General features: G+C 69.7%; 15 protein-coding genes. 7 read left to right on the top strand and 8 right to left on the bottom strand.

What is annotated here, in order from left to right:
• Positions 1 to 68: 68 nt before the first annotated feature.
• Genes IE263_RS12515 through IE263_RS12500 form a run of 4 tightly spaced genes read right to left on the bottom strand, consistent with a single transcriptional unit; the run spans position 69 to position 4,180 of the window.
• Positions 69 to 836, bottom strand: coding sequence for an SDR family NAD(P)-dependent oxidoreductase (locus IE263_RS12515; protein ID WP_189935461.1), 768 nt, complete (start codon positions 834 to 836; stop codon positions 69 to 71).
• 39 nt (positions 837 to 875) lie between these two features.
• Positions 876 to 1,880, bottom strand: a complete 1,005-nt coding sequence (locus IE263_RS12510) for a transketolase family protein (RefSeq protein WP_189935459.1) — start codon at positions 1,878 to 1,880, stop codon at positions 876 to 878.
• Positions 1,877 to 2,788 carry a transketolase gene (locus IE263_RS12505; protein ID WP_189935457.1) on the bottom strand — a complete coding sequence of 304 codons (912 nt, stop codon included), beginning with the start codon at positions 2,786 to 2,788 and terminating at the stop codon, positions 1,877 to 1,879. The genes IE263_RS12510 and IE263_RS12505 overlap by 4 nt, the downstream gene beginning before the upstream one ends.
• A gap of 39 nt (positions 2,789 to 2,827) precedes the next feature.
• Positions 2,828 to 4,180, bottom strand: a complete 1,353-nt coding sequence (locus IE263_RS12500) for an MFS transporter (protein WP_189935455.1) — start codon at positions 4,178 to 4,180, stop codon at positions 2,828 to 2,830.
• Between the two features lie 208 nt (positions 4,181 to 4,388).
• Here IE263_RS12500 and IE263_RS12495 point away from each other — a divergent pair, with 208 nt between their 5' ends.
• A complete protein-coding gene (locus IE263_RS12495; RefSeq protein ID WP_189935454.1) occupies positions 4,389 to 5,078 on the top strand; it encodes a GntR family transcriptional regulator in 690 nt (229 codons plus the stop codon).
• Positions 5,079 to 5,450: 372 nt separating this feature from the next.
• On the opposite strand, the gene IE263_RS12490 is transcribed toward IE263_RS12495, so the two are convergent.
• On the bottom strand, positions 5,451 to 6,410 hold the full coding sequence (locus IE263_RS12490) for an Lrp/AsnC family transcriptional regulator (protein WP_229910940.1): 960 nt from the start codon (positions 6,408 to 6,410) through the stop codon (positions 5,451 to 5,453).
• Positions 6,411 to 6,599: 189 nt separating this feature from the next.
• Here IE263_RS12490 and IE263_RS12485 point away from each other — a divergent pair, with 189 nt between their 5' ends.
• From IE263_RS12485 to IE263_RS12475, 3 genes are all read left to right on the top strand, one after another.
• Positions 6,600 to 7,919, top strand: coding sequence for an MFS transporter (locus tag IE263_RS12485; RefSeq protein WP_229910939.1), 1,320 nt, complete (start codon positions 6,600 to 6,602; stop codon positions 7,917 to 7,919).
• A 241-nt stretch (positions 7,920 to 8,160) separates the two neighbouring features.
• Positions 8,161 to 9,114, top strand: coding sequence for a dihydrodipicolinate synthase family protein (locus IE263_RS12480; protein ID WP_189935450.1), 954 nt, complete (start codon positions 8,161 to 8,163; stop codon positions 9,112 to 9,114).
• A gap of 186 nt (positions 9,115 to 9,300) precedes the next feature.
• A complete protein-coding gene (locus IE263_RS12475) occupies positions 9,301 to 10,803 on the top strand; it encodes a CoA-acylating methylmalonate-semialdehyde dehydrogenase (RefSeq protein ID WP_189935448.1) in 1,503 nt (500 codons plus the stop codon).
• Positions 10,804 to 11,064: 261 nt separating this feature from the next.
• On the opposite strand, the gene IE263_RS12470 is transcribed toward IE263_RS12475, so the two are convergent.
• Together IE263_RS12470 and IE263_RS12465 are read right to left on the bottom strand one after the other, a co-directional pair.
• Positions 11,065 to 12,243 carry a metal-dependent hydrolase family protein gene (locus IE263_RS12470; RefSeq protein ID WP_189935446.1) on the bottom strand — a complete coding sequence of 393 codons (1,179 nt, stop codon included), beginning with the start codon at positions 12,241 to 12,243 and terminating at the stop codon, positions 11,065 to 11,067.
• Positions 12,244 to 12,422: 179 nt separating this feature from the next.
• A complete protein-coding gene (locus IE263_RS12465) occupies positions 12,423 to 13,046 on the bottom strand; it encodes a DUF456 domain-containing protein (protein ID WP_189935444.1) in 624 nt (207 codons plus the stop codon).
• 164 nt (positions 13,047 to 13,210) lie between these two features.
• Between IE263_RS12465 and IE263_RS12460 the strand changes: the two genes are divergently transcribed.
• Positions 13,211 to 13,795, top strand: a complete 585-nt coding sequence (locus IE263_RS12460) for a TetR/AcrR family transcriptional regulator (RefSeq protein WP_189935442.1) — start codon at positions 13,211 to 13,213, stop codon at positions 13,793 to 13,795.
• Between the two features lie 535 nt (positions 13,796 to 14,330).
• Here the strand turns inward: IE263_RS12460 and IE263_RS12455 are convergent.
• Positions 14,331 to 14,804 (bottom strand): hypothetical protein, encoded by a 474-nt coding sequence (locus IE263_RS12455; RefSeq protein WP_189935440.1) that lies wholly within the window; start codon positions 14,802 to 14,804, stop codon positions 14,331 to 14,333.
• Between the two features lie 107 nt (positions 14,805 to 14,911).
• Between IE263_RS12455 and IE263_RS12450 the strand changes: the two genes are divergently transcribed.
• Positions 14,912 to 15,208 (top strand): TetR/AcrR family transcriptional regulator, encoded by a 297-nt coding sequence (locus tag IE263_RS12450; RefSeq protein WP_189935438.1) that lies wholly within the window; start codon positions 14,912 to 14,914, stop codon positions 15,206 to 15,208.
• Positions 15,115 to 15,657 carry a TetR-like C-terminal domain-containing protein gene (locus tag IE263_RS12445; RefSeq protein ID WP_229910980.1) on the top strand — a complete coding sequence of 181 codons (543 nt, stop codon included), beginning with the start codon at positions 15,115 to 15,117 and terminating at the stop codon, positions 15,655 to 15,657. The genes IE263_RS12450 and IE263_RS12445 overlap by 94 nt, the downstream gene beginning before the upstream one ends.
• Positions 15,658 to 15,914 lie beyond the last annotated feature (257 nt).

Here is a 15,914-nt window from a genome sequence, read left to right as displayed (position 1 = left end):
CGGTCGGCACCCTCCGAACTGGTTCGCGCAGAGGGAGGGTGCCGTCGGCAGGGGTGCCCGAGGTTTCCTCAGTGGATGTGGGATCCGCCGTTGACGTCGTACGTCGCGCCGGTGAGATAGCCCGACTCGGGCCGTGCGAGGAAGGCGATGACGTCGGCCACGTCCTCGACACCTCCGATGCGGCGTACCGGAACGTCCGCGATCATGGCCGCCTTGCGCTCCTCGTCCAGCTTGCCCTGCGTGATGTCGGTGTCGATCAGGCCTGGAGCGACGGAGTTGACGGTGACTCCGGACGGGCCGAGTTCGCGGGCGAGGGCGCGGGCGAAGCCCAGGAGGGCGGCCTTGGCGGCCGAGTAGGCCACTCCGCCGAACACGCCGCCGCCGCGTTCGGCGGAGACGGACGACAGGAAGACGATGCGGCCGAAGCCGCGCTCGGCCATGCCGGCGGCCACGCGGTGGGTGACCAGGAAGCTCCCCCGGACGTTGACCTCGAAGAGCTTGTCCCACTCGGTGGGTGTGACGTCGAGGAAGCGGGTCGGGGACGTGATCCCCGCGTTGTTCACGAGGACACCGATCGGCGGGAGGGCGGCTTCGGCCTCCCCGATTGCTGCGTCGACGGCGTCGGCGTCAGTGACGTCCGCGGCAAGTCCCAGGGCTTGCACCCCGTGCCGGGCAGCGACTTCCCGGGCGGTGTCCTCGGCGGCCTCCTTGTCCAGGTCGAGGACGGCGATGTGGTAGCCGGCGGCGGCCAGAGCGTGCGCGGTGGCACGTCCGATGCCGCGACGGGAGCCCGCTCCGGTGACGACGGCCGTACGGGGGGTGTGCTCGGTGGACATGCGGTTCTCCTGAGGAGAGGGAAGAGGGAGGAACAGGGATCAGAGTTCGCGGCGGACGCGTTCCTTGATCGCGGCGACGGAGAGGCCGTAGCGGTCGTGGAGGGTGGGCAGTGCGCCCGCGGCGAGGAACTCGTCCGGGAGGCCGATCGGGACGATGCGTGCCGTCTGCTGGGCGAAGGCCAGGCAGGACGCCACGGACTCGGCGAGGCCTCCGACGACGCTGTGGTTTTCGAGGGTCACGACGAGGCGTCCCTGGGCGGTCTCCCGTAGCACCGTTTCGCGGTCGAACGGTTTGATCGTCGGTACGTGGAGGACGGCGACGTCCACGTGGTCGTGCGCGAGTTCCTGGGCCGCGGTCAGGGCACGGACGGTCATCAGGCCGGTGGAGATGAACAGCACGTCGCGTCCGCCGCGCAGTTCGGCGGCGCGTCCCAGGCGGAAGGTGTAGTCGTACTCGTCCAGGACGGTGGGGACGGCTCCGCGCAGCAGCCGCATGTAGGTGGGGCCGGGGTGGGCGGCCAGTGCGGGGACGGCCTGTTCGATGTCGACCGAGTCGGCGGGGTCCACAATCGTCAGACCGGGCATGCCACGCAGGATGGCCAGGTCCTCGGTCGCCTGGTGGCTGGGGCCGTAGCCGGTGGTCAGGCCAGGAAGGGCGCCGACGACGTTGACGTTCAGCTGCGGCTCGGCGATGTCGAGGCACAGGAAGTCGTAGGCGCGGCGGGTGGCGAAGACGGAGTAGGTGGAGGCGAACGGGGTCAGGCCCACCTCGGCCAGGCCCGCGGCCGCGCCGAGCATGACCTGTTCCGCCATGCCCATCTGGAAGAAGCGGTCGGGGTGGGCCTCGCGGAAGACGTGCATGTCGGTGTACTTGGCCAGATCCGCGGAGAGTCCGACCACGTCGGGGCGTTCGTCGGCGAGCCGGGCCAGCGCGTGACCGAAGGGGGCCTTGGAGGTGCGCTGCCCCTCTTCGGCGATCGAGGCGATCATCGCGGAGGTGGTGAGCTTGCGCTTCGGGGCCTGGGTGGGTGCTGAGGTGTTCATCGAACGGGTCCCTCTCCCTGCGTGGTTGCGTGGGCGGAGCCGGATTCCGCTCGGTGACGCTCCGTCAGCTGGTCGCGGGCGAGCTGCCATTCGTGTTCTTCGACGCGCATGAAGTGCGCCTTCTCCCGCGTCTCCAGCATCGGTACGCCGCATCCGATCCGGGTGTCGCAAATGAGCACGGCCGGCGATCCGCGGTGCTCGCGCAGGCTGTCGAAGGCCGCTACGAGCGCCTCGACGTCGTTGCCGTCGACCCGGATCGCGTGCCAGCCGAACGCCTCCCACTTGGCCGTGACCGGCTCGGTGCGCAGCACACCCTTGGTCGGGCCGTCCGCCTGGAGGGCGTTGACGTCGACGATGGCGGTGACGTTGTCCAGCCCGTGGTGAGCGCAGGCGAGCGCCGCCTCCCAGGTGGAGCCCTCGTCCAGTTCGCCGTCGGAGAGCAGGTTGTAGACGTGGGCGTCGCTGCCCTGGTGGCGCAGGCCGAGCGCCATGCCGGTGGCGACGCCCAGGCCGTGGCCCAGGGAGCCGCCTGAGATCTCCATGCCGGGTGTGTAGGAGGCCATGCCCGACATGGGCAGACGTGAGTCGTCGCTTCCGTAGGTGGCGAGTTCGCCGACGTCGAGCACGCCGGCCTCGGCGAGCGCCGCGTACAGGGCGATGGCGTAATGGCCGATCGACAGCAGGAACCGGTCGCGCTGCGGCCATTCCGGATCGTCGGCACGGTGGTTGAGGACGTCGTTGTAGACGACGGCCAGGATGTCGGCCACGCCCAGTGCCTGTCCGATGTAGCCCTGGCCCTGGGTTTCTCCCATGTCCAGCGCGTGTATGCGGATGCGGTAGGCGGAGTCCTTCAGGGCGCTGACGCGCCGGGCGAACGACACCCCTGTCTCGGGCGCCTGGGTGGACATCACGTTGATCCTCATCTCTTGACCAGTGGGCGGCGTCTCTCAGCGGGAGGCGGGGAGGGCGGGTTCGGCGGATGCGGTGACGGCTCGGTCGGCTTCACGGCGCTCGTGCTCGCCCCACGTCTCGCGTGTCACCAACGTCGCGACGAGGCCCAGCACCCCGTAGCAGCTGAAGAGAACCGCGGGACCGATCCATCCGGTGGCGGAGTAGAGCGCGGTGGCGATCATGGGAGTGAACCCGGAGACCACGGCGGAGAGCTGGTAGGCCAGGGAGGTTCCGGCGGTGCGGGTCCTGGTGGCGAACAGCTCGCAGAACCAGGCTCCTTGGACACCGGCCAGCGAGTTCTGGCAGACGGCGTAGCTGATCACGAAGGCGATCATGATGAGTGCCGCGGCTTCGGTGTTGACGAGGAGGAAGAGCGGGATGCCCCATACGACGCTCACCGCGCAGCCGAAAAGGTAGACCGGGCGGCGGCCGACCTGGTCCGACAGGCGGCCCCAGAGCGTGGTGGCGGCGATGCCGAGGGCGGCGGCGGTGACCAGGGCGGTCAGGCTGGTGGTGCCCGAGACGTCGGGAGCGTCGCCGTCGTCCAGGTAGGACAGGACGAAAGTGACCGAGACGGCGTACCCGGCAGTCTCCGTGATCCGCAGGCAGAACGCCCGCAGCACGTTGCGCCAGTCCTCCCGTATGACCTCCAGCAGCGGGTTCTTGACGACCTCGCCCGACTCCTTGAGCTCCTCGAACTGGGGCGACTCGTCGATCTTGAGCCGGATGAAGATGCCCACGGCGATGAGGACGGCACTGAGCAGGAACGGCACACGCCAGGCCCAGTTGTCGTCCAGGGTGTGCCGGCTGAGCAGGAAGGCGAGGTTGGCGAGCAGCAGCCCCACCGGGAATCCGGCCTGCGTGATGCCCGTGTACAGGCCGCGCCGTCGCCACGGGGCGTGCTCGAAAGTCATCAGGATGGCGCCGCCCCACTCGGCGCCGAACGCGAGCCCCTGGATCACGCGGACGACCACCAACAGGATCGGCGCCCAGATCCCGACCATCTGATAGGTCGGCAGACACCCGATCAGCACGGTCGCGATGCCCATCAGCAGAAGGGAACCGACCAGTACGGGCTTACGGCCGATCCGGTCCCCGAGGTGACCGGCGACGATGCCGCCCAGCGGCCGTGCGGCGAAGCCGATTCCTAGCGTCGCGAAGGACAGCAGGGTGGCCGACAGGGGGTCGGAGTCGGGGAAGAACACGTCGCCGAAGTAGAGGGCCGCGGCTGTTCCGAAGCCGATGAAGTCGTAGGTCTCGATGGTCGCGCCGACCCCGCATCCGACGGCGACTCGAAGACGCTCCGGCGACCCCTGCGCCGCCTGCTGCGGCGCCTTGAACTCAGCCATGCCGATCCTCCTTGATCGTAGGCGGGCCAGCCGTCCCGGGGCTGCCACTCTTGGCTGTCGACTGTTAACAGTCGAGAGTCGATGCTGAGCCCGGCGGCAAGACGTGTCAACCCGCACGGCGGGAATCGGTGCAGACTGCCGACTGTCAACAGATGGCCGCTGTGCGGGCTAAGATGATCGCTCTGTGATGTCGAAGGAGGGTTCGACCGTGTCCGGTCAGGCGCTTTCCAGTCTCACCCGCTCGAAGACCCTCCGGGAGCGCGCGCTCGTGGCCCTGCGGACGGCCATCACCACCGGCCAGTACCGCCCGGGCGACCACCTCGGCGAAGTGGAGATCGCCGAGCACCTGTCGGTGAGCCGTGGCACGGTGCGCGAAGCACTGCGCCACCTCCAGCAGGAAGGGCTCGTCACCGCGGGAGCACGCGGCATGCTGCGCGTGTCCCAGCTGACCCCCACCGAAGTGCGGGAACTCTTCCAGGTCCGGGAAGCGCTGGAGGGGCTCGCGGTGGCGCAGATCATCGCGTCACCGCGTAGGCAGGAAGCAGCCGAAGCCCTGCGCAAGGCCCTGGAAAAGCTCCACGACGCCTTCGAATCAGGCGCGGATCTGACTGCGAAGGTCGAGGCCGATCTCGGCTTCCATCTCCTGCTGTGTGAACTGTCCGGCAACTCGATACTCCTGAAGACCTGGCGGCAACTCGAAGGACCCATGCGCGTGGTCATCATGAGCGCCGCAGGCGAACGCCGTGATGTAGCCATGTCCGCGACCTCCCACGCGCCCATCGCCGACGCGATCGCACGCGGAGACGCGGCGGCGGCCAAGGAGATCCTGCACGCGCACATGACCTCGGCCATCGAGCAGCTGGGCATCGAACACGAAGGCACCCGTGAGACCGCCTGACCCTGGACTGACACCTGCCCCTGCTGGACTGACTCTGGACGACGTGACAGGACGTTGCAGTGTGTTGGTGCGTCCGGGGGAGCCGTCGGCCCGGCACGGTCTGCCCGTCGGCCGACGGTGATCGAGACGCGCGGCCGGGCGTCCGCGCACGCGGGCGACGATCGACCTCCCTGGCGAAGAGCCGTTCGTCGCGGCCCCGGCCCACCACACCTTCAGGGCGGCGGACCCAACGCGGTAGCCCACACCGGTTGCCGCCCCGACCTCGCGCCGGGTCGGCAACCGGGGCCCGTGGCGCAGTTCGGGCCGGCCAGGTACGTCCGGTGTGGATGATCAGGAACGAACTCGCGTCACGCGCGAGTCACCCCCGTGACCTCAGTCAGGAGCAGCGCGGGCCGATCGGAGGTCTGCGGCCAGAACGCCGCTGCGTTTGAGCGCGGTGATCACGAGCGTGGTGTCGACGGCTCTCGCTCGGGCCAGGGCCGGGGAGCGCGTGACGAACTCGTGCAGGGCTTGCCTGCTGGGCAGGATGATGTCGGCGATCACCTGGTATTCACCCATGATGGCCGCGGCGTACCGCACGCTGGAGTGGGACAGGAGCGCGTCACCGATCGTGTCGACGTCGCCTGGCGACGCCTTGATCCACATCACGGCTTCGACCGGCAGGCCGAGCTGCTGCGGCTCGACGACGGCCCGGATCGTCAGAGTGCCCGCCCGCCGCAGCGCCTCCACCCGGCGCCGGGCTGTGGCTTCCGACACTCCCACGGTCCGGCCCAGCCGGTCGTAGGACATGCGCCCGTCCGTTGCCAGGGCCCGCACGATGGCGCGGTCGTCGCTGCTCAATGGTGTGACGGGGTCGTCGGGTGACTGCGGGGGCGGCTGGAATTCCCGTAGGGCGGCGACTTGCTCGGCGGAGATCAGGTCGGGCTGCCACTGGAACCCGGTGCGGAAGTACTTCATGACGGGCAGCGTCGACATGGCCACCAGGCCCGGTGTCCCGGGCAGGTCGTCGTAGAGCAGGGCGGGCAGCGCGCCGGGTGCGGTGCGGATCTCGGTCACGCAGTCCACGGGGCCGGTGAGGGTGTAGGCGAAGGTGGTGTCCGGCCTGCGGGCCAGGGCCGAGGCGGTGATCTTCAGGGTCTGCGGCGTGCTGCGCACGCTGATGATCGAGGCCGCACCGGGTGTGTGCCATCCGGCGACCACGACAACTCCCGATTCCAGCAGGAGCGTTCCGCGGCGGCTGACCGTGCGCTCCGCCTCGCCGAGCACCTCGGCGATGCGGCGCCAGGACGCACGCCCCTCGACCTGTAGGGCACCGACGATGCGGCGGTCCATATCCTCTAGCATCGGCCAATCCTATGGCCAGATCCGTCACCTTCAAGGCATCCATTGCCTGATTCCTGCTGAGGGCTGGACTCTGTGTGCCACCCACCCGTCCCCTCAATGGGTGCGACTCGAGAGAGACGCCATGTGCAGCAGAACGACCATGTCGGCGCCTTGCCGCTTCGATCTTCGGAGGACCTCATGACGACGACCGAGGCGAGTACGGCGACATCCCCCAAGCCCACGCGGATCACCCGCATGCAACGGCGGGTCCTGGCCGGCGGCAGCGTCGGCCAGTTCGTCGAGTTCTACGACTTCACGCTCTACGGCCTGTCGGCCGTCACCCTCTCCCAGCTGTTCTTCCCCCGTGAGAGTGCCCTCGCGGGTCTGCTCGTCACCTTCGCCACCTTCGGCGTCGCGTTCGCGGTGCGGCCGCTCGGCGGGCTGTTCTTCGGTGCTCTGGGTGACAGGATCGGCCGCCGCAAGGTCCTGTACTTCACCTTGCTGTCCATCGGCATCGCCACGGCCGCGATCGGAGCGCTTCCCACGTACGCGTCCATCGGCGCGCTCGCTCCCACCCTCCTGGTGCTGTGCCGACTCGTGCAGGGCTTCTCCGCGGGCGGTGAGTCCGTGGGCGCACCGACCTTCGTGTTCGAGCACGCCCCGGTGCACCGCCGCGGCTGCTGGCTGAACATCACCCTCGCCGCTACCGCCCTGCCCTCCGTCGTGGCCGGCACCCTGATCCTGGTCCTCAGCAACTCCATGAGTGACGACGCGTTCATGTCGTGGGGCTGGCGCATCCCGTTCCTGCTCGCCCTTCCGGCGGCGTTCTTCGGCCTGTGGATCCGCCTGCGCACAGAAGAGAGCGAAGTCTTCCAGCGGATCAAGGCCGAGACGGCGGGCCGCAAGCGCACTCCGATCCGCCAGGCGTTCCGCGAGAACAAGGTCCGGATGCTTCAGGTCGTCTTCGTGCTCGGCCTGACCGCCATGGGCTTCTATTCGCTGGCCGGCTATTTCGTCACCTACGTCCAGACCGCGGGCGGTCTCAGCCGGGAACAGTCACTGCTGCTCAACGCGGCAGCCATGACGGCGTACACGGTGCTGCTGCCCATCGGCGGCGTGATCGGCGACAGGGTCGGCCGCAAGCCGATGCTGATCGCGGGTTCTGCCGCGCTGGCCGTGCTCTCCGTCCCGTGCTTCATGCTGGTCACCAGCGGATCCTTCCTGCTGGCCGGTCTGGGGCAGCTGCTCTTCGTCGTCCCGCTGTGCGTCTACGGCGGCGGCTGCTACGCGTTCTTCGTGGAGATCTTCGACACGGAGACGCGCTTCACCTCGGCCGCCATCAGCTACAACACCGCCTACGCGGCCTTCGGCGGAACAGCCCCGCTGGTCGGAACCGCCCTCGTGGGCGCCACCGGGGTCGCCGCGTCTCCCGGCTACTACCTGGCAGGGGCCGCCGTCGTCGTGCTCCTGCTGGTGACGCTGACCCGGCTCCCGGAGACCCGCGGCCGGAACGCCTGACCACGCCGAATCCCCTGGGCCCCGTCCCTGTGGCAGCGATCTGCCCGCACCCGGGACGCCGGACATCCATGTCCCGCATAGCAGCCGCCCGTTACAGGGAGCGAGGCTACAGGGGAGTTCGGCATTCATCCGACCTGACCTTTCCCCTCGCGGACACCAGCCGTACGGCCGACCGCTCCACCCAGGGCATGGGTGTGTCCGCGGTGTCCGCGAAACCCATCATGCGAAGGAGCGACCGAGCGTGAAGTGCAGCTCAAGGACCGGCATCGAACTCTGGGGGGCTCTGCCGACTCCCTTTCTCCCGTCCGGGGAAGTCGATGAATCCGGCCTGCGACGCAATGTGCACCACTGCATCGACGCGGGGCTCGACGGCGTCTACTGCAACGGTCTGATGGGTGAGGGCTGGGCCCTCAGCCACGACGAGCGCAGGCGCGTCGTCGAAGTCATCGTCGACGAGGCCGCCGGCCGCCTTCTGGTCACCCCCGTCACCTCGGCGCCCTCGCTCGACGAAACCATCGCCCTCAGTGCCCACGCCCAGCGGGTCGGCGCCGCCTACTCCGTGCTGGAGGTGCCCGCGGCCGCCGATTCGGACCAGGATGTGCTCGATCACTTCGACGCGGTCTTCGCAGCGGTCGACATGCCGTTCGTGATCTTCAACCCGGGTAAATCCGGTACACGCGAAAGCACGCTTTCCCTGAAGGCGTTCGCCGCACTGTGTGAGCGTCCGAACGTGAAAATCCTCAAGACAACGGCGGATCCCCACTCCAACAACCAGCTGCGGGACATCGCGAAAGGAACCGGCGTCCGCGTTTCGGATCCCCTGGAGGAACACTTCTTCGAGAACCTGCTCGAACACGGCCAGGCGCTGCTCTACTGCGACCCGGAAGGCTACCTGTACCAGTCAGCACACCACCGGCCGATCGAGGAGTACATACGCCTCTGCGGCGAGGGCCGCGTACAGCAGGCGAAGGAGGTCTTCGATTCGCTGTCGGCCGTCCGGCAGGTCTACCGGAAGTGGATCATCGGCCCGCTGGAGAACGGACACATGCCGAACGCGGCGCTGAAGAAGTGGTGTGAGCTGGTCGGCATGGCCGGCGGATCCGTCAGGCATCCGCTGAAGGAGCTCACCGCCGCCGAGTCCGCCGAGCTGGAGCACGATCTGAAGCAGGCGCTGGGGACCCGCCGTCCGGACTGACCCAGCGCCCACCCCGACATCTGCCTGCCTCCCTTCCACCCCGCTGCCGCCACATTCCAGTACCCCGACGTGACCTCGCGCGACTCGGCATGCCGTCTTCCACGTCCCCTGGCCGACCGGCCCACCACGCTCCGGTACTCAGCAGCCCCACGACCAGCCATCCCCTGCACCAAGGAACCCCACACCATGACCAACCACATCACGCACTGGATAGCCGGCCGGCCCTGGTCCGGCACCGCGGAACGACAGGGTGCCGTCCACGACCCGGCGACCGGCACGGTGACGGGTCAGGTGGACTACGCGTCGGTCGCCGAGGTCGACCAGGCCGTCAGCGCGGCGGCGGCCGCCTTCACCGGATGGCGCAGCACGTCCATCGCCAAGCGCACCCAGATCCTGTTCGCCTTCCGCGAGCTGCTGCACGCCCGCCGCGACGAACTGGCCGCGATCATCGTCGCCGAACACGGCAAGGTGCATTCCGACGCCCTCGGCGAAGTGGCACGCGGCATCGAGGTCGTGGAGTACGCCTGCGGCATCCCGCACCTTCTCAAGGGCGGATTCACCGAGCAGGCGTCCACCGGAGTCGACGTCTACTCCGTCCGCCAGCCGCTCGGCCCCGTCGCCGTCATCTCGCCCTTCAACTTCCCCGCCATGGTGCCGATGTGGTTCTTCCCCCTCGCCATCGCCGCCGGCGACACCGTCGTCCTCAAGCCGTCCGAGAAGGACCCCACGGCCGCGAACTTCCTGGCCGCCCTGTGGAAGGAGGCCGGGCTCCCCGACGGCGTCTTCAACGTCGTGCACGGCGACAAGGGCGCTGTCGACCGGCTCCTGCAGCACCCCGACATCAAGGCGATTTCCTTCGTCGGCTCCACGCCTGTCGCCCGTTACGTGTACGAGACCGGCACCCGGTACGGCAAGCGGGTCCAGGCTCTCGGCGGCGCCAAGAACCACATGCTGGTTCTGCCCGACGCCGACCTCGACGTCGCCGCCGATGCCGCTGTCAGCGCCGGTTTCGGCGCCGCGGGCGAGCGCTGCATGGCCGTCTCCGTCCTGGTGGCCGTCGACCCGGTCGGCGACGAACTGATCGAGAAGATCAAGGACCGGATGGCCCGCCTGAAGGTCGGCCCCGGGCGCCTGCCGAGCTCCGAGATGGGCCCGCTGATCACCGGCGCTCACCGCGACAAGGTCACCTCCTACCTCGACGCGGGCATCGCCGACGGTGCCACTCTCGCCGTCGACGGACGCGAGCACCCCGTAACGGGCGGCGACACCGCTGACGGCTTCTGGCTCGGCCCGACCCTTTTCGACAACGTCAAGCCCGGTATGTCCGTCTACGACGACGAGATCTTCGGCCCGGTCCTGTCCGTCGTCCGCGTCGCCTCATACGACGAGGGCCTGGAACTCATCAACGCCAACCCCTACGGCAACGGCACCGCCGTCTTCACCAACAGCGGCCGTGCCGCCCGCCGCTTCCAGAACGAGGTGGAAGTCGGCATGGTCGGCATCAACGTACCGATCCCGGTTCCGGTCGCCTACTACTCCTTCGGCGGGTGGAAGGCATCCCTCTTCGGCGACACCCATGCCTACGGCGAGGAAGGCGTGAAGTTCTTCACCCGCAGCAAGGCCGTCACCCAGCGATGGCCCGGCCCGACCCATGACGGCATCGACCTCGGTTTCCCCACCAACACCTGACGGCCGACGGGAGAGCCGCAGGCGGTCTGCGGCGGCACAACGGCGCACACGTCGCCGAACGTGATCGGGAAACCACCCGGAAGTCCGTTCAGAGGCTTCCGGGTACGGACGCCGCGCGCCCAACGGGCCTCGGGCGAAGGCGATCGGGGCGGACCCGGCGACGGCTCGGTCACCGCAGGCCCCCCCGCGACGAGCGACGGTCCGGGGGCCGCTCGGCTGCGCGCGGCGCGTCCTGCGGTCCGGGCTGTCCGTGCGCCTGGTTCAGGCGGCCGGTTCCGACCGGTCCACTCGACGGCCCGCCCGGTACACCGCCCGGACGTACCGTATCGCGGTGATGTCGTGTGCCGGATTGCCGCCGACGGCCAGCAGGTCGGCGTCGTATCCGGGTGCGAGCCGTCCCTTGCGGTGCCCCAGCCCGCAGGAGTCGGCCGCCAGTGAGGTCACGGAGACGAGCGCGGCGGTGTTCGTGGCGACCCGCGAGGCGAAGCAGGCGAGGTCCTTGGGTAGGACGTCGTGCGGTTTGAACGGGCCGACCCCGGCGTCGGTGCAGCAGACGACGCGCACGCCACGCGCGTGCATGGCCGCCATGTTCTCCCACATGGGTTCGAGGATCGCCAGCACCTCGGTGGGCATCCCGTCCATCGGTTCGACGACGGTGCAGCCGACGAAGACGCCCGCCTCGGCCATGGCGTCGATGGTTCTCGGATCAGGGCGCACCCCGGAGCGGGTGATGAAGGTGCAGTGTTCGATCCCGTCCACGCCAGCGGTGACCGCGTCGGCGATTCCGGCCGCGCTGTGGGCGTGCGCCGTGACGCGCAGACCGAGTTCGTGCGCGGTACGGGTGATCGCCTGCAGTTCGGCCAGGGTGTACTGCGCGCTGCCGGGGTCCGAGCCGGCCGTGGTCATGCCGCCGGTGGCCATCACCTTGATGAGATCGACTCCGTGCCGGGCCCGTTCCGTCACCGCGCGGGCGGCCTGCTCGGCGCCGTCCGCCTCGCCGCCGAGATACCAGCAGTGCCCGCCGGTGCGGGTGATGGGCGGTCCCGAGGCGACGATGTGCGGGCCATCCTCGTACTCCTGCCGCAGGCGCAGCGCCAGATACCCGCGGTCACCGAGGTCACGCACGGTGGTGACGCCCGCGCGCAGGGCCTGCCCGGCATGCGTGCGCATACGGGCCAGGACCGTCGCGTCGTCGTCGCCGAGCATCTGCTTCTCGGTGCGGCCCAGGGGGTCGAACGCCAGATGGCTGTGGGCGTCCACCATCCCGGGCAGCAAGGTGACGTCGCCCAGATCGGTCAGCGGCACCCCGTCGGGCGGGGCGGCGCCCGAAAGGTCGACGTCGGTGATCGCCCCGTCCTCGACGAGGACCATGACCGGGCCGTCGTGCACGGTGTGCCCGTCGAAGACGCGGTGGGCGCGGACTGCTGAGCGACGCTTCATGGGGGTCGGTCTTTCCCTTGGGCAGGTCGGCAAGGCCGAGAGCACGGGTGTCAGTGCTTGGTGTCGGTTGAAGCGGTCGGGGCGGGCCGGGGGGTATCGGCTCGCCCCGACCCAGCGGGGCACAGGGGGAGTTGAACCGCGGTGCGGTCCGTGCCCCGCGCCCATGGCGCTCGCACCGGTCACATGGCGAGCGTCTCCTTCGGCGCCGCGTCGTCCTCCTTGCGTCCGCCGGGGCGCCGGCCGAGCTTCTTCGCGACCTCGGCGCGCTTGTGCTCTCGCTTGGCCTTCGCCTCGTCCTTGCGGATCCGCTCGGCGGCCTCCTCCATGGCCTTCAGCTCGGCTCGTACGCCGTCGGCCGGGCGGCGCTCGAGGACGGCGTCGTAGCGCATGGCCAGCAGGTCCAGGGCCTGCGTGTCCCTCTCCGCGACCTCCGCCAGGATGGCCGTGCCACCGGGTGGGACGTGCTGGACGAAGGCGCCGACGGCAGTGGTGGTTTCCTCGGCCCGCTTGTAGTCGCGGCCTTGGCCGATCAGCGCGCCGACGCCCAGGCCCATCAGGACGCCGAGGGGTCCGCCGAGGATACCGACCAGCGAGCCGACCAGCCCGCCGACCGCCGTGTTGCGTCCCTCCTCGGTGTCCATTCCCTCCGGGACACGCACCGCGCCGTCCTCGAGGCGCTCGATCAGAACGGCGGCACGGACCTCCGTCGTGGCGGGGCTGAGGTGCTTCAGGTCACTGAGCGCCTGGTAGGCGGCGGCACGATCGGCGAATCGCAGGGTGACGGCGTTCTCGTTCACGGACATGAGCTCTCCTTCGGTCGGCGGACCCACACCGGGCCCAGGTCTGACGGTGGACGGCCACGGCACCGGCTTCGGCGGGACTTCCACCTCCATCTGTGAGACAGTATGTATCGAAGAGGAGTTGTGAGTCAATACGTCTCACAAGTTGCCGAGAAAGAGGTGTTCCGATGCCCCGGACCAACGACGACCCACGCGCTCTGCGCAGCCGCGCCGCCGCCCTGGCCGCCGCCACCGAACTCCTCGTCGAAGGCGGTCCCGAGAACGTCACCCACGCCACCGTCGCCCGACGAGCCGGAATCGGCCGTGCCACCGTCTACCGGCACTGGCCCGACCAACAGGCCCTCCTCATCGACGCACTCGCGGGCGACGTCCGCCCCCTGCTCGCCTTCGACGACAGCCCCGTCCGCGACCAGTTGGTGACCCAGGCGGAACAGATGGCCCATCGGCTCAACCAGCCAAGCGCCGTGTCGATCCTCGCCACCGTCATCCAGCGGGCCGAGCGGGACGAGGACGCGCGGCGCATCCGCGAGGAGATGTTCGGCCGGGCCGACGAAGACTTCACCCGCGTGCTGGCTGCCGCCGTCGAACGCGGTGAATTGCGCCCCGGTGCCCAGGAGCACGCCAGGGATCTCATCGCCCGCATCATCGGACCGCTGCTCTTCGAGCGCTTCCTGCACGGCGTACACCTCGAGAAGGACCTGGTGGTCAGCCTGGTCGACGCCGCACTCGCGCCCTGGCTGCCGAACGCGTGACCGTCCGACGCGGTCCGACGCCGTCAGCCGCCGAACCGCGCACCGCTTCCGCCGTCTCGCCCGAGGCCGCGGGGCCGGACTCCGTATGCCGTCGGCGCATGCTCGGCCCTGGGACAGTGCGTGCCGCGCACAAGGCACCGAATACCGTCCCCGGCCTCTCGCCCGTTTCGCCGGACCGCGCTCGGGGGGCGGTTCATCGACGGCATCGGCCGGAGCCGCTGCCTTCCGTGGCGACCAGTCGGCCGGCGTCGCAGCCGCAGCCGTCGGTGCGTTCGTACCGCGCCCGCCGTCCAGAGCCGTCGCGGGTCACCCTCGACGACGTCGGCCACACGTTCGCGGCGGCCGCGGTGACGCGCACGGTACTCGTGACCACCCGGGCCGCACGGAGCAGGCCTGGCGGCGACCACGGCCCGGAAGGCGAGCGAGTGCCGAGGGAACCCCCTGGGTGAATGCGGCGAGGGTGAGCCCGCATCAGGCCCACCCTCACCATGCGGGGCAGGGGGGAACTGCTCCGCGTCTGTGGCGCCCCGCCCGGCTACGCGGCGCTCATCTGCCTCAGCACCGCGACGCCGTCCGAGGACTTCCGCGCGGCTTCGGCGCGCTCCGCCGCGCCAGTCCGCCGCGCTTCTTCCTTCCCGGTGCTGTCGGCGGCCCTTTCCACCGCGTGCAGCCCACCGCGTACGGAGTCGGCCGGGAGGCGCTTCAGGGCTGCGCCGTACCACAGCGCCAGCATGTCCAGGGTGTCGGTGCCGGTTTCCCTGACCTCGGAGAGGATGACCGTGCCGTCAGCTGGGGCGTGTGCGATGCAGGCGTCGGCCGCTGCGTTCCGCCCCGCCACACCGTCCACGCCCTCGGTGACGCGCACCGCGCCGTCCTCCAGGCGCTCGATCAGTACGGCACCGAGGACCTCAGTGCTGGCGGCATTGAGGTGCCTCAGGCCGCTCAGCGCCTGGTAGGCGGCGGCGCGGTCGGTGAAGCGAAGAGTGATGACGTTCTCGTTCATGGGCATGAGCCGTCTCCTCGGACCCGGCGGCAGGCCCATGGCGGACCTGCGACTGACGGTGCTCGATCGGCAAGGCGGTTGTCCGACCAGCTGTGAGACAGTGTGTATCGAAGATGAGTGTGAGTCAAACCGTCTCACAGATTTCCTGGAAGAGGTGTTCCGATCCCCGGACCAACGACGACTCTTGCGCCCTCCGCACCCGCGCCGCCACCCTGGCCGCCGCCACCGAACTCCTCGCCGAAGGCGGCCCCGAGAACGTCACCCACGCCACCGTGACCCAACGAGCCGGAATCGGCCGTGCCACCGTCTACCGGCACTGGCCCGACCGGCAGACCCTCCTCATCGCCGCACTCGCGGGCGGCGTCCGCCCCCTGTTCGCCTTCGACGACAGCCCGTCCGCGACCAGCTGACGGCCCAGCTCCAACGGCAGACCGACTGGCTCAACCAACCGGCCTCCGCGTCCATCATGGCCACCGTCGTCGAACGAGCCGAGCGGGACGAGAACGCACGGCGCATCCGCGAGGACGTCGTCAGCCGCGTCGACCAGCACTTCACGGACGCGCTGAGCGCCGCCGCCCGACGCGGCGAACTCCGCCCCGGTGCCCAGGTACACGCCAGACAACTCATGGCCCGCATCGTCGGACCCTTGTTCTTCCGGCGCTCCATGCTCGGCGAACGGCTCGACAAGGACACCGTGGCGGGCGAGGTCGACAGCGCACTGGCCCCCTGGCTGCCGAACGCGCGACAGAGCGGCAGAAGGCCATCACCTGGTTCGCCGTCCGGAACACCGACGCCGGGGTACCGTCGGTCACCCGCACCGGTCCGGCCTCGCCCAGACCGCCCGGACACAGCTGAGTGAGCCTCCCGTCGGCGGCCGGCGCCGCCGGCACACCACAAGCGCGTTGGCAACGGTCGTCCTCGCTCGGGTGGCGCGAAGGCGCTCATCCCACCCCTCACGTACGCGCGGGCGGAGGTCTCGACGACACCCCCACGGCCTGCACCCCTGCCACTCTCACCTTCGTACGTACGGCTGGGCTGACGCGCCGCGTCACGGCGGCACCCCGCGCCAGGCCCACACAGGACTCGGGAGAAGCTTGGGGTCAACGGCGTCTCACA

Source organism: Streptomyces aurantiogriseus, assembly GCF_014649375.1.
Lineage (GTDB): Bacteria > Actinomycetota > Actinomycetes > Streptomycetales > Streptomycetaceae > Streptomyces > Streptomyces aurantiogriseus.
This window is presented reverse-complemented; position numbering and strand designations above follow the sequence as displayed.